Raw genomic sequence first — 20,342 nt, forward strand, 5'->3', positions numbered from 1 at the left:
CTTTTTTTGCTAGCGAGGAAAACCTTCCTAATTTATTGCGAATGTAAGTCCCCAAAGAAACTGTTATAATAAAGGATAAGTAATGCCGGAAATTCTAAAGGAGAGGGCGGATTTACTATGAAACTTATTATTGCGGTAGTTCAAGACCAGGACAGCAATCGTTTGTCAAAGGCGTTGGTGGAAAATAATTTTAGAGCAACAAAGCTGGCGAGCACTGGCGGGTTTTTAAAATCAGGAAACACCACTTTCATAATCGGTACTGAAGATATTCGCGTTGACCGGGCTCTGCAGATTATTAAGGATAACTGCCGTGCCCGCGACCAGCTAGTGTCACCTGTTTCGCCAATGGGCGGCAATGCCGACTCATATGTCCCTTATCCAGTAGAAGTCGAGGTTGGCGGCGCAACGGTTTTCGTGCTGCCGATTGAGCAGTTTTTACATTTTTAAATCCTATTCTTTAGTTAGTGAGTGATAATCTTGGTGAAAACCTGGGATCAACTGGAGGAGCTGCAGCCGGCGGTCCTCCGCATGTTAAAAAATAGCTTGTTAAAAAATCGGGTGGCTCACGCTTACCTTTTTGAGGGCATGAGAGGAACGGGGAAAAAGGAAATCGCCGAACTTCTAACCAGGGCTCTTTTTTGTGAATCATTAATTGATGGGTATAAACCTTGTGAGGACTGCAGCAGCTGCCGGCGTATCAATAGCGGGAATCACCCAGATGTGCACATTATCGAACCGGACGGTCAATCTATTAAGGTAGAACAAATCAGAAACCTCCAGTCGGAGTTTTCCAAAAAAGGAGTAGAATCCTTAAAAAAGGTTTATATGCTAGTTCATGCTGATAAGATGAGCGTAAGTGCTGCCAATAGCCTCCTTAAATTTCTCGAGGAACCAAATGCCGAAACGGCAGCATTATTACTAACCGAACAGCCTCAGAAAATCCTTCCGACGATTCTCTCAAGATGCCAGGCTTTAACCTTCCAACCGCTATCGCCGCAAAAAATGGTAAGTCAGTTGGTTGAAAATGGTGTAACACCGCAAAAAGCCCCACTACTTGCACAGTTGACTAATAGTCTGGATGAGGCGCTAGAATTAAATGTCGATGAATGGTTTGCACAAGCCCAAAAAATAGTGGTAAAATTATATGAGGTGTTAGAAAAAAATCCGCTCGAAGCGATGGTCACGCTTCAGACCGATTGGTTCTTGCACTTTAAAGAGAAGGAACAAATTCAACGTGGGTTAGACTTATTACTTCTTATTTTTAAAGATTTATTATATATACAATTAGATAAGCAGGAGCAAATTGTTTTTCAAAATGATTTGGAACGCATGCGGCAGTTTGCTCTAAGAACATCAAGGCGGCGCTTAACGGCTCAAATGTCAGCTATTCTCGAAGCGAAGAGAAAGCTTGCTGCGAACATGAATCCTCAGCTGATGATGGAACAGCTTGTGCTTAAATTGCAGGAGGGATCTTGAATTTGTATGATGTTGTAGGAGTACGCTTTAAAAAAGCGGGGAAAATCTATTATTTTGATCCTGGAGACCTCCCAATTCAAAAAGATGACTTTGTCATTGTCGAAACCGTCCGCGGGGTGGAATATGGAAGGGCTGTGATAGCCCGGAAGCGGGTTGAGGAACATGATGTGGTCCTTCCGTTAAAAAAGGTTGTTAGAATTGCGGACCAGAAGGATCGGATGATTGTCGAGGAAAATAAGCAGGCGGCCCAGGAAGCCTATGAGGTTTGTAATGAAAAAGTAACTGAACATCAACTGGATATGAAGCTGGTGGATGTTGAATATACATTTGATCGCAATAAAATTATTTTCTATTTTACAGCGGATGGACGAGTTGATTTCCGTGAGCTTGTAAAGGATTTGGCAGCCATCTTTCGGACACGGATTGAATTGCGCCAAATTGGGGTCCGCGATGAAGCCAAGATGCTTGGCGGGATCGGCCCGTGTGGAAGAATGCTGTGCTGTTCCACTTTCTTAGGGGATTTTGACCCTGTGTCGATTAAAATGGCAAAGGATCAAAATTTATCTTTAAATCCTACCAAAATTTCAGGTTTATGCGGCCGGCTTATGTGCTGCTTAAAATATGAAAATGATGAATACGAATCTGCTAAAGAACAGCTGCCGGATTTGGGAGAAGTCATTGAAACTCCTAATGGCAGGGGAAAAGTGGTAGGTTTGAATATTTTAGAGCGGGTTCTTCAGGTGGAATTGACAGAACAAGAGCGGGTTCTGGAATATACGCTAGATGAAATCATTAAAGAAGGTGCCTTTTCGATACAATCCACAGATTAATGAGGTGGAAGGCGTGGATAAAAAAGAGATATTTGAATCAGTAAGTAATATGGAAACACAAATTGGCCATCTTTACCAGCAGCTCGGGGAATTAAAGGAGCACTTAGCTGAAATACTAGAAGAAAATCATTGTTTAAAGCTTGAAAATGAGCATTTAAGACGCCGTTTAGATGTAACCACGGAAGCTGAAAAGAAGGATAGCAGCAAAAAAGCAGAGGAGGCGGCACAAACGCCATCTCCCAATGTAAAGCCATTTGATGTCGGAGAAGGCTATGATAATCTAGCCCGCCTTTATCAAGAGGGATTTCATATCTGCAATCTTCATTTTGGCAGTTTGCGCAAGGAAGGCGACTGTTTATTCTGTCTATCTTTTCTAAATAAGAAATAACGTTAAGAGGCTGACCTTTCATCAGCCTCTATTTTCATACTTTGATAAGGAATGAATGAACATGATTAACTTGAAGGATGATGAACGCTTAGATTATTTGCTGGCCGAGAACTTAAGGATTATTCAAAGTCCATCTGTATTTGCATTTTCACTGGATGCAGTCCTTTTGGCAAGGTTTGTTTATGTCCCCATCCAAAAAGGAAACCTTATCGACCTTTGCAGTGGCAACGGGGTTATTCCGCTGTTTTTAAGTGCCAGGACTAAGGGTAAAATTACAGGGGTGGAGATTCAGGAACGCCTTTACGATATGGCGGTCAGGAGTATTGAATATAATGGTCTTGAAAATAGGCTGGAGATGATTCTTGGGGATATTAAGGATATGCCGAAAAAATTGGGATACGGCAAATTTGATGTGGTTACCTGCAATCCTCCTTATTTTACGACACCATCAAAGGGAGAAATTAACCCAAATGAACATTTGGCGATCGCCCGTCATGAAATTCTCTGTACGCTTGAGGATGCTATAAAGGCATCCAGCGACCTTGTCAGGCAAGGTGGGAAAGTGGCATTCGTACACCGTCCGGGGCGACTATTGGATATCGTAACGTTTATGCGTCAATATAGGCTGGAGCCAAAGCGGATCCAATTTGTTTACCCAAAGATGGGGAAGGAAGCGAATACGATATTAGTCGAAGCCATTAAGGATGGAAGTCCTGATCTGAAAATTCTTCCACCGCTGATCGTTTATCAAGATAACGATGAATATACCCCAGAAATAAGAGAGATTTTATATGGAGAAAAATGAGCATTATTTTTATGTGCTGACCTGCAGGGATGGCAGTTTCTATGGGGGTTATACCAATAATCTAGAACGCAGGATTCAGCTTCACAATGATGGAAAAGGGGCCAAGTATACAAGGGGCCGCGGCCCGGTTAAACTGACGTATTATAAGGGATTTAAAAATAAGGGTGATGCCCTAAGAGCGGAATACCATTTTAAAAAGCTGACACGGAAACAAAAGTTGGATTTTTTAGTGAGAGAGATAGGTGATGATGATGTGGCAGCAAAAGAGCTTTGCGAATGAGGAGCATAAGGGAATTCTCTATTTGGTTCCAACCCCGATTGGAAATCTGGAGGATATGAGCTTTCGTGCGGTACGGATATTAAAAGAGGCAGACCTGATTGCCGCTGAGGATACAAGAAATACAAAAAAACTGTTGAATTACTTTGAAATTGACACCCCGGTGGTAAGCTACCATGAACATAACAAAGAAACGAGCGGGGAAAAGCTGATTCAAAGGTTAAATGATGGCGCCAAAATTGCCTTAGTGAGTGATGCTGGTACACCTGCCATTTCTGACCCTGGCTACGAGCTTGTCGTGCAAGCCACAGCCGAAATGCTGACGGTCGTTCCGCTGCCGGGAGCAAATGCGGGAATCACTTCGTTAATTGCCTCCGGCCTTGTCTGCCAGCCTTTCTATTTTTATGGGTTTCTGCCCCGCGGCAAAAAGGAAAAACGGGAGCAATTAGAAGGACTAAAGCGACAAACGGCTACCATCATATTTTATGAAGCCCCGCACAGGCTGAAGGAAACGTTAGCCCTCATGCTTGAAGTCCTTGGCAGCCGTAAGGTCGCCCTTTGCCGGGAGCTGACAAAAAAGTTTGAGGAATTTATCAGGGGGAATCTCGAAGAGGCCCTACAATGGGCTAATGAAGAGGAAATCCGTGGGGAATTCTGCGTCATCGTTGAAGGAACCAGCGAAATACCGGAGCCCGAAGAGGCCGCTTGGTGGGAGCAGTTAACGATTGAAGAGCATGTCGGGCACTACATAACTGACAAAGATATGTCCTCTAAAGACGCCATTAAACAAACGGCGAAGGACAGGGGATTACATAAACGGGAAGTTTACCAGGCATATCATATCGAACCATAAAAAGAGGCTGACAAAAATGTCAGCCTCTTGGTCTATTTATAAAAGAAGAGATTACCTTTGGCAAGGAAGTCTTCTTATTTTACTAATTCAAAGTTGCTTTGGATTTCCTTGATTAACTGCTCTGCACCTTCGCGGCTTAGGATTAACTTTCCGCCTGCAAGAGCAAGATTATCATCAGAAACCTCACCAGTGATTTGGCAAGTCATATTTGGCTTGTATTTCTTTAAAATAATGCGGTCATCATCAACATAGATTTCAAGAGCATCCTTTTCAGCAATTCCAAGTGTACGTCTTAATTCGATCGGAATAACCACGCGGCCTAATTCATCAACCTTACGAACGATACCAGTAGATTTCATTTTTTTTAATCTCCTCTCACTATTAAACAATTATTTTTTCTCTTTTATAATTCGTCATTATTCGACAAAAATTTCATATATTCATAATACCAGCGTTTCCCAAATTCGTCAATTATTTAATTTTGAAAAATAATAAGGAATTTTTACCCATTCGCAAAAGGTTGATTTAATAAGGAATTTTTGAATTTCTATTCAATAATTACTATCATTAACATTATAGATAACTAATATTAGTCATTGGACATAAATTCGACAATTCGACAAAATTCTACAAAATCCTATCTTATTTCAAAAATAAGTTTCGTAGTTTGTGGGGATTTTATGGGTGTGTTTTGGAAAAAATTTTTAAAAAATGGAATTCATCGAAATGCCGGTTTCTTGCACAAAAACGTAATTTTCGGTATATTTTGATGTTAGAGACCAATAAAAAAGGGCAATAATGTTTAGATGGGGATTAATTGTCTATTACTAGAGGAGTGATACAAATGGCGGGAAAATCTTTTTATATTACGACACCGATTTATTATCCAAGCGGTAATTTACATATTGGACATGCCTATACGACGGTTGCAGGGGATGCAATGGCCCGTTATAAGCGCTTGCGCGGGTTTGATGTAAGATATCTAACAGGTACTGATGAGCACGGACAAAAAATTCAGCGCAAAGCGCAAGAATTAGGTGTGACCCCGCAGGCCTATGTCGATGAAATTGTTGGCGGAATTAAAGAGCTTTGGCAAAAGCTTGATATTTCCTATGATGATTTTATCCGGACAACAGAGGATCGGCATAAACAGGTTGTCGAAAAAATCTTTGCCAGACTGCTTGAGCAGGGCGATATTTATTTGGATCAATATGAAGGCTGGTACTGTACGCCTTGTGAATCCTTTTTTACTGACCGCCAGCTTGTTGACGGGAACTGCCCGGATTGCGGCCGCCCGGTCGAAAAAGTAAAGGAAGAATCGTACTTTTTCAGAATGAGCAAGTATGTGGACAGACTTCTGCAATATTATGAGGAGAATCCTGAATTTATCCAGCCGGAATCCCGCAAGAATGAAATGATCAACAACTTCATTAAGCCGGGACTTGAGGATTTGGCCGTATCTCGGACAACCTTTGACTGGGGCATCAAGGTGCCGGGCAATCCAAAGCATGTCATCTATGTTTGGATTGATGCGCTTTCCAATTATATTACCGCACTTGGGTATGGTACAGAAAACGACGCTAACTACTTAAAATACTGGCCGGCAGATGTACATTTAGTCGGTAAAGAAATTGTCCGTTTCCACACTATTTATTGGCCAATTATGCTGATGGCACTCGACCTTCCGCTGCCAAAGAAGGTATTTGCCCATGGCTGGCTGTTAATGAAGGATGGAAAAATGTCGAAGTCAAAGGGAAATGTTGTCGATCCAGTGACATTGATTGACCGCTATGGCCTTGATGCGCTTCGCTACTATCTGTTACGTGAGGTTCCTTTTGGAGCAGATGGTGTTTTCACTCCGGAAGGGTTTATCGAAAGAATCAACTTTGATTTGGCGAACGACCTTGGAAACCTCCTGAACAGGACCGTGGCGATGATTGAAAAATACTTTAATGGGGTTATTCCTGACTATGCCGGTTCTGTTGGTGAATTCGATGAGTCCTTGCTCCAAACAAATCGGGAAACCATCACAAAGTATGAAGAAGCGATGGAAAAAATGGAATTTTCTGTCGCGTTAAGCTCTGTTTGGCAGCTAGTCAGCAGAACAAATAAATATATTGATGAAACACAGCCATGGGCGTTAGCGAAGGATGAGGCAAAGAAAAACGAGCTTGCGAGCGTAATGGTTCATTTAGCAGAATCGCTGCGCCGGATTGGTATTTTTCTTCAGCCGTTTTTAACCCGGACACCGAATGGCGTCTTTAAACAGTTAGGAATGAACGACGAAGCATTAAAAACATGGGAAAGCCTTGAAACATTCGGCAATATTCCAAGTGGGACAAAGGTTGAAAAAGACGCACCATTGTTCCCAAGACTAGAAATCGCTGAGGAAGTTGAATTTATCAAGACTAAGATGCAAGGCGGAACGGCTCCATCACCTTCAGCAGAAGAAAAGAAAGAGGAGAAGCCTGAAGAACTTGCAGAAATCGCCATTGATGATTTCATGAAAATTGACCTGCGTGTAGCGGAGGTTATCCAGGCAGAACCTATTAAGAAGGCTGATAAATTATTAAAGCTTCAGTTGGATTTAGGCTATGAAAAACGCCAAGTTGTATCAGGAATTGCCCAGTACTACAAACCAGAAGAATTGGTAGGACGTAAGGTAATCTGCATCACAAACCTAAAACCGGTTAAGCTGCGTGGTGAATTATCACAAGGAATGATCCTGGCTGGCTCCAAAGACGGGCAGCTGTCTCTGGCAACAGTGGACCAAACACTGCCAAATGGCTCAAAGGTAAAATAAAAATAAATGGGGAAATGTTCCACGTGAAACAAATTTCGTGGAAATTTCCCTTTTTTCGTGTTTAAGCTGAAAAGGAGTAAAATGTTGGAGAAAAAGGAAAGAAGGGGATTTTATGTTATTCGACACACACGCCCATTTAAACGCCGAACAGTTTAACGAGGACCTTGAAGAGGTAATTTCAAGGGCCCAGGAAGCAGGAGTAACAAATATGGTGGTTGTTGGTTTTGACCGCCCGACCATTACCAGAGCGATGGAATTGGCCGAAGGCTATGAGTTTATTTATGCCTGTGTCGGCTGGCATCCGGTAGATGCGATCGACATGACGGATGAGGATTTATTATGGATTGAAGAGTTAGCGGCACATCCAAAAGTAGTCGCAATTGGCGAAATGGGTTTGGATTATCATTGGGACAAATCGCCTAAGGATATTCAAAAAGAGGTGTTCAGAAAGCAAATCCAGCTGGCTAAAAAAGTGAAGCTGCCGATTGTCATCCACAATCGTGAGGCAACTCAAGATATCGTTGAAATATTAAAAGAGGAAGGCGCGGCCGAGGTAGGCGGAATTATGCATTGCTTTAGCGGCAGCGCGGAGACTGCAAAGGAATGTGTGAACATGAACTTTTATATTTCGCTGGGCGGCCCTGTTACCTTTAAAAATGCCAAAAAACCGAAAGAGGTAGCCGCTGAGATTCCAATCGATAAGCTGTTGATTGAAACAGACTGCCCATATTTGGCGCCGCATCCATTTCGGGGGAAACGCAATGAACCGAGTTATGTGAAACTGGTAGCCGAGCAAATTGCCGAAATTAAGGGATTAACGTACGAAGAGGTAGCTGAGGCAACGACACAAAATGCTAAAAAATGTTTCGCCATAAACTGATAAGGGAATTTGTCGAAACTGTAAGAAGCTTGTCCAAATTTTTTCCGATAACTAAAAGTTCTACACGTCTCCTTTTCAACATAGGATAACCGTGTCGATAAGTTTTCCTTTGCAAAATTTCCAGTTATGTGCATAATTAGGAATATGTTCTCAGGGTATGCAAGGGTTGACAGCCGGCGGCATGGTTTCACTATATCTCCATAAGAAAAGGAGGCGTTTTTCATCGTATTCAAAAACATGAAAAGCCTGTTTTTCCGGTCTTGGAGTGCGAGGAATTTGACCATTGCTTTTGCTAGTTTCGTAGTTTTGCTTACAACTCTTGGAATTCTTTTTTATGAAGGATCAAAGAAAACGGTGGCAATTACTCTTAATGGCGAACAAAAGGTCATCAAAACGCATGCAGATACCATTAAGGAATTATTGGATGAACTGGATGTTTCAATGCGCTCCCAAGACTACTTGTATCCAAAGGCGAGTACGAAGGTAAATGAAAACCTACATATCGTCTGGCTGCAAGCGAAACAGGTTACCATTGTCAAGAACAACGAGAAGAAAACGATTTGGACTACAGCCGAGACTGTAGCGGAGGCTTTGAAAGAACAACATATTGTTTTAAACGAGCATGATAAAGTTTCACCCGGACCGCAAACGGCAATCAAAAATAAGATGAAAATCGGCGTCACTGAGGCCTATCATCTGACTTTCATTGACGGCGGAAAAGAGCAATCAGTCTGGTCCACTTCGACTACGGTCGCTGACTTTTTAACGCAGCAGGGCACTAAACTAAATGATTTAGACCGAGTTGAACCGCCATTAACAGAAACCATAGCAGAGAATGGTGTTGTTAACGTCATTCGTGTAGAAAAAGTCACCGATGTAGTGGAAGAACCTGTTGAATTTGCCGTGGTTACTAAGAGGGATGACAGCCTTGAGAAAGGGAAAGAACAGACCATCTCTCAAGGAAAAAATGGGCTCGTTTCGAAACAATATGAAGTCCTAATCGAAAATGGTAAAGAGGTATCAAGGAAGTTAATCAATGAGCAGATGGTTACAGCAAAACAGGATAGGGTTGTCGCTGTCGGCACGAAGGATTTAGCCCTTCAAGTATCCCGCGGTGAGGCACCTGCAGGAAAAGAGCTTTATGTGTCGTCTACAGCGTATACAGCCTATTGTAATGGCTGTTCAGGAAGGACTGCAACTGGTTTTAATTTGCGCTCTAATCCGGACGCTAAAATAATTGCCGTTGATCCAAATATCATTCCGCTTGGCACGAAGGTTTATGTCGAAGGCTATGGCTATGCGGTTGCTGCCGATACTGGCGGGGCCATAAAAGGGTATATAATTGACGTATTTATGCCCACAAAAGCTGATGCATATCGATGGGGACGTAAAAAAGTAAAAATTACGATAATGCAGTAATTCATTTTGCGGCAGGGGGAAACCCCTGCTTTTTTACTTTTTCTTAAAATTTCTTTATACTTAACAACGAACTCCTAAGCAAATGATTACTAAAGTTTATGAATGGTTTCGCTAATATAGACGATGGACATTACAAAAATGTTTCAACTTTTTTTCAATTTTATTTTTTTTTGGAGGAAAAATGAAAATTAAAGAGTTTATCGTGGTGGAAGGCAGGGATGACACAACTGCCATCAATCGGGCAGTCGAAGCGGATACGATTGAAACGAACGGTTCCGCAGTTAATCAAACCACGATTGAAAAAATAAAACGTGCTCAGGAAACAAGGGGAGTCATTATTTTTACCGACCCCGATTACCCTGGTGAAAAAATAAGAAAAACGATTGCTGGGCAAGTTCCGGGCTGTAAACACGCCTTCCTGGCAAAAGAGGATGCCCTTGCAAAAAGAGATAAAGGGATCGGAGTTGAGCATGCCTCACCGGAAGCAATCAGGGCAGCTTTAAAAGAAGCACAAGTCATGCTTGAAGATATTTTAGAGGAAATCAGCCAGGATGATTTAATCACTGCCGGCCTGATCGGCGGGGAAGGCGCTAAGGAACGCAGAATCCAATTAGGGAAGCTATTAAAAATCGGCTATACGAACGGTAAGCAGCTGCATAAGCGCCTTATGATGTTTCAAATCAGCAAACAGGAATTTGCCGAGGCACTAAGCAAGGTACGTCAGGAGGAGAGTAATGGATAAAGATATCGCTACCCCTGTGAGAACAAGGGCTATTTTAGAAAAATACGGCTTTTCCTTTAAGAAAAGCCTAGGGCAAAATTTCTTAATCGATACAAATATATTAAAAAAAATTGTCAGCTTTGCGGAGCTTACCGACGAATCAGGGGCCATTGAAATTGGCCCAGGAATCGGTGCCTTAACGGAACAGCTGGCGCGTTCGAGCAAAAAGACCGTTGCTTTTGAAATTGATCAAAGGCTATTGCCAATTTTACAAGATACGTTGTCACCATATCCGAATGTAAAAGTCATTCATAATGATGTGTTAAAGGCTGATGTCGGTGAGGTTATTGCTGCTGAATTTGCTGGCATTTCCGATTTGATGGTAGTTGCTAACCTGCCTTATTATGTAACGACGCCGATTATTATGAAGCTGCTTGAAGAGCATTTGCCGATTCGCGGCATCGTTTGTATGCTCCAAAAGGAAGTAGCGGACAGGATCTCTGCCAAGCCTGGAACGAAGGACTACGGCTCTCTATCCATCGCCGTTCAGTATTATACTGAAGCGGAGACCGTCATGATTGTGCCAAAAACGGTTTTTGTCCCGCAGCCAAACGTCGATTCTGCGGTCATCAGGCTGACACGGAGGGAAAACCGTGCTGTCCAGGTAAAGGATGAGAACTTCTTTTTCCAGGTGACAAAGGCGAGCTTTGCCCAAAGAAGAAAGACATTATTAAACAACCTAACAAGTGGTCTGCCGGATGGCAAACAAAAGAAAGAGGAAATCCTTGCGGCTTTGGCAGCCAGCGGCATTGAACCGTCAAGAAGAGGGGAAACACTGTCCCTCGAAGAGTTTGGCCGACTGAGCGACGAACTATATGCATACTTCCAATAGACCTTTTAAAAAGGTCTATTTTTTTTCACAAGGACAACTACCCATGCATAGCCTATCAAAGAACCTTATTTGAAGGCCTTACCTGCGGTCTTATTGGAGTGACGACAGTGGATATAAAAATAAATGATATTGTCGGCAGACGTTCATATAATTGCGATATTCTCTTTCGAGTTATCGATATACAAAAAATTAGCGGCCAGACAGTGGTGATCCTCTATGGCGAGGATTTTCGCCTAGTGGCAGATGCCCCATATCAAGATTTGATGGTAATCAATCCAAATGAGCGGCTAAAGCTCACGAAGGAGTACCGGACGCTCGAGGAGCAATCCTTAAGGCTTTTTACACAGGATGTCGATTTATTGAGGGAGAGGCAGGAATACGAAGCCACCAGCGGCTATGTAAAGCCGAGCAGCTATTTTCAAATCCCCGGAAAAGTCCTTCACCTAGATGGCGACCCTGCCTATTTAAAAAAATGCATGGCCTTATATGAAAAAATCGGTGTTCCTGTTTTAGGGATTCATTGCAATGAAAAAGAGATGCCTGCGAAAATTGGCGGCTACATGGACTATTATCGTCCCGACATTCTCGTTGTCACCGGACATGATGCTTATTCAAAAGCAAAAGGGAAGATGACCGATATCAATGCGTACCGCCATTCTAAACACTTTGTGGAAACGGTTAGGGAAGCGCGAAGGAAAGTGCCCCATTTGGACCAGCTTGTCATCTTTGCGGGCGCATGCCAATCTCATTTTGAATCGCTTATTCATGCCGGCGCAAACTTTGCCAGCTCCCCATCTAGGATCAACATTCACGCTCTTGACCCGGTCTATATCGTCGCCAAAATCAGTTTTACCCCTTTTATGGAAAGAATCAACGTTTGGGATGTGCTGAGAAATACACTTACAGGCGAAAAAGGACTGGGAGGAATAGAAACAAAGGGAGTACTCAGAACCGGAATGCCCTATCACCCCGTTCAAGAGGAGGAATAGGCCTATTAGAGAGGCGAAAAGCTAGTCATCAATACTAAACTACTTTCGCTATGCTCTAATGGGTTTATTTTTTCCCTTGATACATATTCCCAAACATTTCAGGTAACGCTAGAAATGTTGAAATTTAGCAAAAAAAACAGAACAAAAAATATTGACAATCTTTTTGTCGGACTGATATAATTTATATTTTTGTTTGACATAAGTATGTCAGCGTGATATACTTTACATAGTGAGGTGGACCGAATGACTAAAACCTTAGCGGATATTAAAAAGTCCCTGGACTCCAATTTAGGGAAAAGGTTGTTACTAAAGGCCAACGGGGGACGTCGAAAAACAATTGAACGTTCCGGTGTCCTAGCAGAGACATACCCATCTGTTTTTGTCATCGAACTGGATCAGGATGAGAATGCATTCGAACGAGTTTCCTACAGCTATGCGGATGTTTTAACCGAAACCGTTCAAATTACCTTCTATGAAGAGGCAGCAGGAAATGCAGCTTTAAGCTAGAATATAATCAACGCATGGCAGTAAACCAAAGGTTTACTGCTTTTTGCTGTTCATAAAGAACTAAAAATCTCCTTTGCTGACTCTTCTATCTGTTGATTGGAGCGAAATCAACAGACCTATATTAAAAAATTATTTAATATCCCAAATTATCTCATACTAATAATGCTGCGACAGGAAAGGGGTTGTTTAGATGGGCAGAAGAAGAGGAATGATGTCCGAACGCTTTAAAGAAGAATTAGCAAAAGAACTTGGATTTTACGATGTTGTCCAAAAAGAGGGCTGGGGCGGCATCCGGGCAAAAGATGCAGGGAACATGGTAAAGCGGGCCATCGAGCTTGCCCAGCAGCAATTAATCAACAGGAACTCGCATAAATCTTAATTCCCACAAGAACTTCCGCTATTTATTTAAACACTTAAACGCCGCAGCAAAGCCGGAGAATTTTCTCCGGCTTTTTTTCTTGGCTAAAAATATCACTTATTTCTTAGCAAAACTATGATAAAATATAAAATTTGATAGGATTCACGTCTTACAATTGTCGTTTTGTGGTAAAATAGGACAATATATGGATTCGGAAAGCAGGAATGCAGGCAAAAGGAGCCTGTCTCTTAGGATATTTGTAAAAGTAGGTGGACGAGCGTGAAGCTTTTAGTTAAAGCACCGGCTAAAATTAATTTAGCACTGGATGTTTTACATAAACGGCCCGATGGATATCATGAGGTTGAAATGATTATGACCACCATTGATTTAGCCGACCGGGTTGAACTTTCCTTGTTACAGGAGGATAAAATACATATTCTTTCTCATAATCGGTACGTGCCTGATGACCAGCGTAATTTAGCCTACCAGGCTGCACTGCTGCTAAAAAACCGTTTTAATGTAAAGAAGGGTGTATCAATCTCCATTGAAAAAACAATTCCCGTTGCGGCTGGCTTGGCAGGGGGAAGCAGCGATGCAGCAGCAGCTTTAAGGGGTCTTAACAAGCTATGGAATCTTGGACTGACGTTGGATGAACTGGCCGAGCTTGGCAGTGAAATTGGTTCAGACGTCTCCTTTTGTGTGTACGGTGGGACAGCGCTGGCAAAGGGCAGAGGGGAATTTATCACCGAACTGCCAGCGCCGCCGACATGCTGGGTTATTTTGGCCAAGCCGTTCATCGGTGTCTCAACTGCTGAGGTATATCGGCGTTTGGATGTAAACGGAATCACCCACCCAAATATAAACGAAATGATTAATGCCATTGGGCAAAATGACTATCACAAGGTGTGCCAGCATGTTGGCAACGTGCTAGAGGAAGTAACTTTACACCTTCATCCAGAGGTAGCACAAATAAAAGACCAAATGAAACGATTCGGTGCAGATGCGGTATTAATGAGCGGCAGCGGTCCGACCGTTTTTGGGCTGGTTCAGCACGATTCCAGAATGCATCGTATTTATAATGGCCTGCGCGGATTTTGTGACCAGGTTTTTGCAGTAAGAATGTTAGGTGAACGGCATACGCTTGATTAAAGGCGCACAATAATAGTATCCTTTAATTAGAATATTCGGATTCGGGGGGTTGTTATGAAATTTCGCCGCAGTGAACGTTTGATAGATATGACAAGTTATCTTCTCGATCATCCTCGCCAGTTAGTGCCGCTTACCTTTTTTGCGGAGCGTTATTCTTCGGCAAAGTCCTCAATCAGTGAAGATTTGGCCATTGTCAAAGAGACGCTTGAAGAAAGGGGAATCGGAACGCTGCAAACTGTACCAGGAGCAGCGGGCGGTGTTAAATTTTTCGTCAAGGTAAGCAAGAGAGAAGCTGAGCCTTTCATTAATGAACTTTGTCAGCTTATCGGCAGTCCTGACCGGCTGTTGCCTGGCGGCTATTTATATTTGACTGATATTTTAGGCAGTCCGCAGGTGGTTCAAAAGGCAGGAAGAATCATTGCTTCGGCCTATGCGGATGCAAAAATTGATGTCGTCATGACAATAGCCACAAAAGGCATACCGCTCGCGTATGCCGTTGCCAGTCAATTAAATGTTCCGGTCGTAATTGTCAGAAGGGACAGCAAAGTGACGGAAGGGCCGACTGTCAGTATTAATTACGTGTCAGGTTCAGCCAAAAGGATACAAACAATGGTTCTTTCCAAGCGAAGCATGAAGGAAGGGGCAAATGTCCTTATTGTTGATGATTTTATGAAGGCGGGCGGTACAGTCTTAGGTATGGTAAGCATGCTTGAGGAGTTCAACGGCCACGTAGCTGGGATTGCTGTTTTAGTCGAAGCGGAGAAAACTGAGGACCGGTTAGTGGATGACTACTTATCGTTAGTTAAGCTATCGTATGTAGATGTTAAAGAAAAAAGTATCAATGTCGAAGTGGGAAACTTTTTTGATAGGTAAAGGAGAGGAATATACGATGAAAGTTGTACAAACCAATCAAGCCCCGGCTGCAATCGGCCCATACTCGCAAGGTATTATTGTAAACAATATGTTCTACAGCTCTGGACAAATTCCGTTAACTGCTGAAGGAACAATGGTAACAGGGGATGTAAAAGAACAGACACATCAAGTGTTCCGCAATTTGCAGGCTGTTCTGAGTGAAGCTGGTGCTTCATTAGAAACCGTCGTAAAGGCCACTGTCTTTATCAAAAACATGGACGAATTTGCCGAAGTTAATGAAGTCTATGGAGAATATTTTTCCATCCACAAACCAGCCAGATCCTGCGTAGAAGTGGCTCGTCTTCCAAAAGACGCTTTAGTTGAAATCGAAGTAGTAGCGCTCGTAAAATAATACGGGCGTTTTTTTTTGTCAGCCAAAAGCCAAAATTTACAAATGTTCACCAATTTGCCCTAATTTTTCAAAAAATTTTTTAAAAATAAAGAAGGAAAACGCAAAATCTTGTTGAATTATTAATCTAACATTGAGAAAAGGGTGTGAGCACATGGAAGTAACTGACGTAAGACTACGCCGCGTTAATACTGACGGTCGTATGAGAGCGATTGCATCAATCACATTAGATAATGAGTTCGTTGTTCACGACATTCGCGTTATTGACGGAAACAACGGTTTGTTTGTCGCTATGCCAAGTAAACGGACTCCTGATGGAGAATTTCGTGATATTGCGCATCCAATCAATTCAGGAACACGTGGAAAAATCCAAGAAGCTGTATTGGCTGAGTACCACCGTCTAGGTGAATTAGAAGTAGAATTCGAAGAAGCCGGAGCTTCCTGAAGATAATCAACTAGGGCCTTTCTTCTGAGTAAGGCTCTTTTTATTATTTAAAACTCCCTCTCATCCCCCCCTCAAAAGTAATCTTCCCAATCTTAAAAAAGCGCAATATTATGACATTAGACACATTTCGTTCATTCCTTGAAATGAAACCCCATATACGATAATATTTTTAGTGGATAAAGTGAAACTTCAATCATTGGGTGGTTTTTACCCACTGATTGTTAGTTGAACAGAATCGGGCTTTTACGGGCAGTTGGCCCAGCGGGGCTTACTGCCCGTTAATGCGGGATAAAAAGGTTAATTAAATGGAGGATCAGTCCATGTCTAATCGTTATGCTGTGATTTTGGCCGCCGGGCAAGGAACGCGGATGAAATCAAAGCTTTATAAGGTATTGCACCCAGTGTGCGGAAAACCAATGGTACAGCATGTTGTAGATCAAGTCAAAAAACTTGATGTTAAGGATATCGTGACCATCATCGGCCATGGTGCTGAAAAGGTACGGGCCCAATTAGGTGATGAGAGTCTGTATGCCCTGCAAGAAAAGCAGCTAGGGACAGCTCATGCGGTGATGCAGGCTGCCAGCATGCTTGAGGGGAAAGAAGGAACAACGATAGTCGTATGCGGAGATACGCCGCTCATTAAAGCAGAAACGATGGAGGCTTTATTTAAAGAGCATGTAGAAGCAAAGGCAAAAGCCTCGATTCTTACGGCAAAAATCGATAATCCTACCGGTTATGGCCGTATTGTTCGCAATGAAAGCGGTTTTGTTGAAAAAATCGTAGAGCATAAAGATGCCACGGAAGAAGAGCGGAAAATCAATGAAATAAACACAGGAACATACTGCTTTGATAATCAGGCTTTATTCGATGCCCTGAAAAATGTTTCAAATGATAATGTACAGGGAGAATATTACTTACCGGACGTTATTGAAATCTTGAAAAAGCAGGGAGAAATCGTTACAGCTTACCAAACTGAAGATTTGGATGAAACTCTAGGGGTTAATGACCGCGTGGCTTTGGCAGAAGCAGAACGGATTATGCGCGGGCGCATTAATGAAGCCCAAATGCGTAATGGGGTAACCATTATAGACCCGCAAAACAGCTATATCGAAGCTGATGTACAAATTGGACCTGATACGGTTATCCATCCAGGAACAATCCTAAAAGGTGACACTATTATCGGGGCAGATTGCATCATTGGTCCACATACAGAAATTGCAAACTGCCATGTTGGCAATGAGACGGTTATCCGTCAATCTGCCGCTTATAATAGTTCGATTGGCTCCCATGTCAATATTGGACCGTTCGCCCATATCCGCCCGGATTCTGCAATTGCTGATGAGGTGAAAATCGGCAACTTTGTGGAAATCAAAAAGGCTGTATTCGGTAAAGGAAGCAAAGCGTCCCATCTCAGCTATATCGGTGATGCGGAGGTTGGCAGCGACGTCAATATCGGCTGCGGCTCTATCACGGTTAATTACGATGGTAAAAATAAATATTTAACAAAGATTGAAGATCATGTGTTTATTGGCTGTAATTCTAACTTGGTTGCCCCGGTTACGATTGGTGAAGGAGCCTATGTGGCTGCTGGTTCCACTGTCACAAAGAATGTTCCAGGCAATGCATTGGCGATTGCCAGAGCACATCAAGTGAATAAAGAAAATTATGTTGAAAAGCTTAATATAAAGAAATAAGCGAAATTAAAATGGAGGGCCCTCATGTCGAACCAATATTTAGATCCAAACTTAAAGGTATTTAGTTTAAACTCCAATGTTGCACTAGCTAGAGAAATTGCCAAGGTAATTGGGGTAGAGCTTGGAAAGAGCTCGGTTACAAGATTCAGTGATGGTGAAATTCAAATTAATATTGAAGAGAGTATCCGCGGCTGTGATGTCTATGTCATCCAATCGACAAGCGCACCAGTAAATGAAAATATCATGGAACTATTAATCATGATTGATGCGCTAAAGAGGGCTTCTGCCAAAACAATCAATATTGTTATGCCTTATTATGGCTATGCCCGTCAGGACCGGAAAGCGCGCGCCCGTGAACCAATCACTTCGAAATTAGTGGCCAATCTGCTTGAGACTGCCGGTGCGACCCGCGTGTTGACCCTTGATTTGCATGCACCGCAGATTCAAGGATTTTTCGATATTCCGATCGACCATCTTATGGGTGTGCCGATTTTATCGGAATACTTTAGAAATAAAGAATTAAATGGTGATATTGTGGTTGTTTCGCCAGACCATGGCGGCGTAACGAGAGCCAGAAAAATGGCTGAACGCCTCAAGGCGCCTATCGCAATTATCGACAAACGCCGTCCAAGACCAAATGTGGCAGAGGTTATGAATATTGTTGGTAACATTGAAGGCAAAGTTGCCATTTTGATTGACGATATTATTGATACAGCAGGCACCATTACCCTTGCCGCTAACGCGTTAGTAGAAAACGGGGCAAAAGAAGTTTATGCCTGCTGTACACATCCAGTTTTATCGGGCCCTGCCATTGAAAGAATTCAGAATTCCAAAATCAAAGAATTGGTTGTAACAAATTCTATTGATCTTCCGGAAGAAAAGAAAATTGAAAAAATCCAAAGCTTGTCTGTTGCGCCATTAATCGGCGAAGCGATTATTCGCATCCACGAAGAGCAATCAGTCAGCACATTGTTTGATTAATCTAATGTGAACAGGTGAACAGTCCCGCTTTTTTAAAGAGAAACAGTACAAATATGTTTAGACCTTCCTTTTTTGGGGAAATTTTATATAGATAAATGAATTAGGAAGGTGGACTAAACATGAGTACTGTTTTACAAGCGAAGGAGCGGAAGGAGCTGCGTCGTTCGGAATTGAGGAAAATCCGCGATAACGGCAATATCCCTGCTGTGGTATATGGAGCAAAGGTTGAGAGCAAGCCGGTGTTTGTCAGTGGGGCTGATTTTACAAAAACCATTCGCGCTGTAGGCAGAAACGGAATCATTTCACTCGATGTTGATGGCAGCAAACAGGATGTTATATTAACGGCTTACCAAGAGAATGCCATTAAAAAAGAAGTTATTCATGTTGATTTTCTGGCCGTTGATAAGTCTTCTAAAGTAACAGTTGATGTAAGACTTGTTCTGGCTGGAGAAGCAGCTGGCGTGAAGGACGGCGGCGTTCTGCAGCAGCCATTGCATCAGCTTTCCATTACGACTACACCAGACAATATTCCGCCGCAGATTGAAGTAGATGTTTCTCATTTGCAGGTAGGCGAAACTATTCTGGCGGGGGATATTCCAGCTTTTGATTTTACGATTAATCATGAGGATAGTGAAGTAATTGCCTCCATTCTGCCTCCTAAGGTAGAAGAGGAAATTAATGCTGGCGAGCAGCAGGAGGGCGGCCACCCTGACAACGAAGAAGGCAGGGAAACAGAGCCTGAAGGGAAAGAATAGAAATAGACGTAACCTAGCTTTAGGTTACGTCTTTTGTTGGCTAATAAGAACGTATAAACTTTCTGTCGAAAGCTTTATACGTTCTTAACGCATAAATTCAACTACCCCTCTGTCTTCGTCCTATCGGACTCGCCAATCGGCGAGTTTTCATTTACATAACTAATAGATACAGGAGTAGACAATGTTAAAAAATTTTTTTAACAGGCGGGCGAAACAGGAAGAGGAGGCGGGAGTCCCTATGAAATTAATTGTTGGCTTAGGCAACCCCGGGAAGCAGTACGACCAAACACGGCACAATGTCGGCTTTGAAGTCATTGACGAATTGTCTAACCGGCTGCAGATCCCCCTTAATCAGTCAAAATTTAAAGGATTGTACGGCATGGGCAATCACAAAGGGGAAAAGGTATTGCTGCTAAAGCCGCTGACCTATATGAATTTATCTGGCGAATCTATCAGTGCGGTGATGGATTATTATAAAATAGAGCTAGAAGATCTGGTCGTTATCTATGATGATCTGGATTTGCCGGTTGGGAAAATCCGCCTGCGCCAAAAGGGAAGTCCAGGCGGTCATAATGGAATAAAATCAACAGTGGCCCATCTTGGCACTCAAGCCTTTAGCCGTATCCGGATTGGAATTGACCGGCCGCACCCTCCGGGAATCAGTGTTCCTGACTATGTGCTGGGAAGGTTCCGCCCGGAAGAGCAGCAGCCAATCAAAGAAGCGGTGGAAAAAAGTGCAGATGCCTGTGAGGCATGGCTGGAAAGGCCATTTTTGCAGGTTATGAACGATTATAATCAGTGAATTGTTCATGATAAAGAAGTATCTCTCATACAATAAAGACAAGAAACGGGAGAGTGG

General features: G+C 42.6%; 24 protein-coding genes. 23 read left to right on the top strand and 1 reads right to left on the bottom strand.

What is annotated here, in order from left to right; translation table 11 throughout:
- Positions 1-117 precede the first annotated feature (117 nt).
- The 7 genes from V5M37_RS00190 to rsmI all read left to right on the top strand — a co-directional run bounded on the left by V5M37_RS00190 (position 118) and on the right by rsmI (position 4,629).
- Positions 118-447 (top strand): cyclic-di-AMP receptor, encoded by a 330-nt coding sequence (locus V5M37_RS00190; protein WP_213121161.1) that lies wholly within the window; start codon positions 118-120, stop codon positions 445-447.
- Between the two features lie 30 nt (positions 448-477).
- Positions 478-1,476 carry a DNA polymerase III subunit delta' gene (gene holB / locus V5M37_RS00195; protein ID WP_423800283.1) on the top strand — a complete coding sequence of 333 codons (999 nt, stop codon included), beginning with the start codon at positions 478-480 and terminating at the stop codon, positions 1,474-1,476.
- 2 nt (positions 1,477-1,478) lie between these two features.
- On the top strand, positions 1,479-2,306 hold the full coding sequence (locus V5M37_RS00200) for a PSP1 domain-containing protein (protein WP_423800284.1): 828 nt from the start codon (positions 1,479-1,481) through the stop codon (positions 2,304-2,306).
- Between the two features lie 13 nt (positions 2,307-2,319).
- Complete coding sequence (yabA, locus tag V5M37_RS00205; protein ID WP_423800285.1) at positions 2,320-2,694, top strand: DNA replication initiation control protein YabA; 375 nt, start codon at positions 2,320-2,322, stop codon at positions 2,692-2,694.
- Positions 2,695-2,755: 61 nt separating this feature from the next.
- Positions 2,756-3,499 (top strand): tRNA1(Val) (adenine(37)-N6)-methyltransferase, encoded by a 744-nt coding sequence (locus V5M37_RS00210; RefSeq protein ID WP_213121157.1) that lies wholly within the window; start codon positions 2,756-2,758, stop codon positions 3,497-3,499.
- Positions 3,486-3,779 carry a GIY-YIG nuclease family protein gene (locus V5M37_RS00215; protein WP_423800286.1) on the top strand — a complete coding sequence of 98 codons (294 nt, stop codon included), beginning with the start codon at positions 3,486-3,488 and terminating at the stop codon, positions 3,777-3,779. The genes V5M37_RS00210 and V5M37_RS00215 overlap by 14 nt, the downstream gene beginning before the upstream one ends.
- Entirely contained in the window at positions 3,751-4,629 is an 879-nt protein-coding gene (rsmI, locus tag V5M37_RS00220; protein WP_423802553.1) for a 16S rRNA (cytidine(1402)-2'-O)-methyltransferase, read from the top strand. Before V5M37_RS00215 ends, rsmI begins: the two co-directional genes overlap by 29 nt.
- A 74-nt stretch (positions 4,630-4,703) precedes the next feature.
- On the opposite strand, the gene V5M37_RS00225 is transcribed toward rsmI, so the two are convergent.
- Positions 4,704-4,988, bottom strand: a complete 285-nt coding sequence (locus V5M37_RS00225; RefSeq protein WP_423800287.1) for an AbrB/MazE/SpoVT family DNA-binding domain-containing protein — start codon at positions 4,986-4,988, stop codon at positions 4,704-4,706.
- 485 nt (positions 4,989-5,473) lie between these two features.
- Here V5M37_RS00225 and metG point away from each other — a divergent pair, with 485 nt between their 5' ends.
- The 16 genes from metG (at position 5,474) to pth (ending at position 20,285) form a co-directional block, all read left to right on the top strand.
- A complete protein-coding gene (gene metG / locus V5M37_RS00230) occupies positions 5,474-7,432 on the top strand; it encodes a methionine--tRNA ligase (RefSeq protein ID WP_423800288.1) in 1,959 nt (652 codons plus the stop codon).
- 112 nt (positions 7,433-7,544) lie between these two features.
- Complete coding sequence (locus V5M37_RS00235) at positions 7,545-8,312, top strand: TatD family hydrolase (RefSeq protein WP_423800289.1); 768 nt, start codon at positions 7,545-7,547, stop codon at positions 8,310-8,312.
- A gap of 237 nt (positions 8,313-8,549) precedes the next feature.
- Complete coding sequence (locus tag V5M37_RS00240; protein WP_423800290.1) at positions 8,550-9,731, top strand: ubiquitin-like domain-containing protein; 1,182 nt, start codon at positions 8,550-8,552, stop codon at positions 9,729-9,731.
- 181 nt (positions 9,732-9,912) lie between these two features.
- On the top strand, positions 9,913-10,473 hold the full coding sequence (gene rnmV, locus V5M37_RS00245) for a ribonuclease M5 (RefSeq protein ID WP_423800291.1): 561 nt from the start codon (positions 9,913-9,915) through the stop codon (positions 10,471-10,473).
- The gene (rsmA, locus tag V5M37_RS00250; protein WP_423800292.1) at positions 10,466-11,344 is read left to right on the top strand and encodes a 16S rRNA (adenine(1518)-N(6)/adenine(1519)-N(6))-dimethyltransferase RsmA; all 879 of its coding nucleotides are present in this window, start codon (positions 10,466-10,468) and stop codon (positions 11,342-11,344) included. Before rnmV ends, rsmA begins: the two co-directional genes overlap by 8 nt.
- 98 nt (positions 11,345-11,442) lie before the next feature.
- Positions 11,443-12,333: a sporulation peptidase YabG gene (gene yabG / locus V5M37_RS00255; protein WP_423800293.1), complete on the top strand. Its 891-nt coding sequence runs from the start codon at positions 11,443-11,445 to the stop codon at positions 12,331-12,333.
- 243 nt (positions 12,334-12,576) lie between these two features.
- Positions 12,577-12,840 carry a biofilm formation stimulator Veg gene (veg, locus tag V5M37_RS00260; RefSeq protein WP_213121148.1) on the top strand — a complete coding sequence of 88 codons (264 nt, stop codon included), beginning with the start codon at positions 12,577-12,579 and terminating at the stop codon, positions 12,838-12,840.
- Between the two features lie 190 nt (positions 12,841-13,030).
- Positions 13,031-13,219, top strand: a complete 189-nt coding sequence (locus V5M37_RS00265) for a small, acid-soluble spore protein, alpha/beta type (RefSeq protein ID WP_423800294.1) — start codon at positions 13,031-13,033, stop codon at positions 13,217-13,219.
- 258 nt (positions 13,220-13,477) lie between these two features.
- On the top strand, positions 13,478-14,347 hold the full coding sequence (ispE, locus tag V5M37_RS00270; RefSeq protein ID WP_213148329.1) for a 4-(cytidine 5'-diphospho)-2-C-methyl-D-erythritol kinase: 870 nt from the start codon (positions 13,478-13,480) through the stop codon (positions 14,345-14,347).
- Between the two features lie 54 nt (positions 14,348-14,401).
- Positions 14,402-15,220, top strand: a complete 819-nt coding sequence (purR, locus tag V5M37_RS00275; RefSeq protein WP_423800295.1) for a pur operon repressor — start codon at positions 14,402-14,404, stop codon at positions 15,218-15,220.
- 16 nt (positions 15,221-15,236) lie between these two features.
- A complete protein-coding gene (gene ridA, locus V5M37_RS00280; protein ID WP_423800296.1) occupies positions 15,237-15,611 on the top strand; it encodes a 2-iminobutanoate/2-iminopropanoate deaminase in 375 nt (124 codons plus the stop codon).
- Positions 15,612-15,762: 151 nt separating this feature from the next.
- Positions 15,763-16,053 (top strand): septation regulator SpoVG, encoded by a 291-nt coding sequence (gene spoVG, locus V5M37_RS00285; RefSeq protein WP_003347151.1) that lies wholly within the window; start codon positions 15,763-15,765, stop codon positions 16,051-16,053.
- A 320-nt stretch (positions 16,054-16,373) separates the two neighbouring features.
- A complete protein-coding gene (glmU, locus tag V5M37_RS00290) occupies positions 16,374-17,747 on the top strand; it encodes a bifunctional UDP-N-acetylglucosamine diphosphorylase/glucosamine-1-phosphate N-acetyltransferase GlmU (RefSeq protein ID WP_423800297.1) in 1,374 nt (457 codons plus the stop codon).
- A 24-nt stretch (positions 17,748-17,771) separates the two neighbouring features.
- Complete coding sequence (locus V5M37_RS00295; protein WP_213121142.1) at positions 17,772-18,728, top strand: ribose-phosphate diphosphokinase; 957 nt, start codon at positions 17,772-17,774, stop codon at positions 18,726-18,728.
- Positions 18,729-18,847: 119 nt separating this feature from the next.
- Positions 18,848-19,483 (top strand): 50S ribosomal protein L25/general stress protein Ctc, encoded by a 636-nt coding sequence (locus tag V5M37_RS00300; protein WP_423800298.1) that lies wholly within the window; start codon positions 18,848-18,850, stop codon positions 19,481-19,483.
- Positions 19,484-19,721: 238 nt separating this feature from the next.
- Positions 19,722-20,285 carry an aminoacyl-tRNA hydrolase gene (pth, locus tag V5M37_RS00305; RefSeq protein ID WP_423802554.1) on the top strand — a complete coding sequence of 188 codons (564 nt, stop codon included), beginning with the start codon at positions 19,722-19,724 and terminating at the stop codon, positions 20,283-20,285.
- Positions 20,286-20,342: the final 57 nt, after the last annotated feature.

Origin of the sequence: Neobacillus sp. SAB-20_R2A (assembly GCF_049568635.1) — a bacterium.
GTDB classification, from domain to species: domain Bacteria; phylum Bacillota; class Bacilli; order Bacillales; family Cytobacillaceae; genus Neobacillus; species Neobacillus citreus.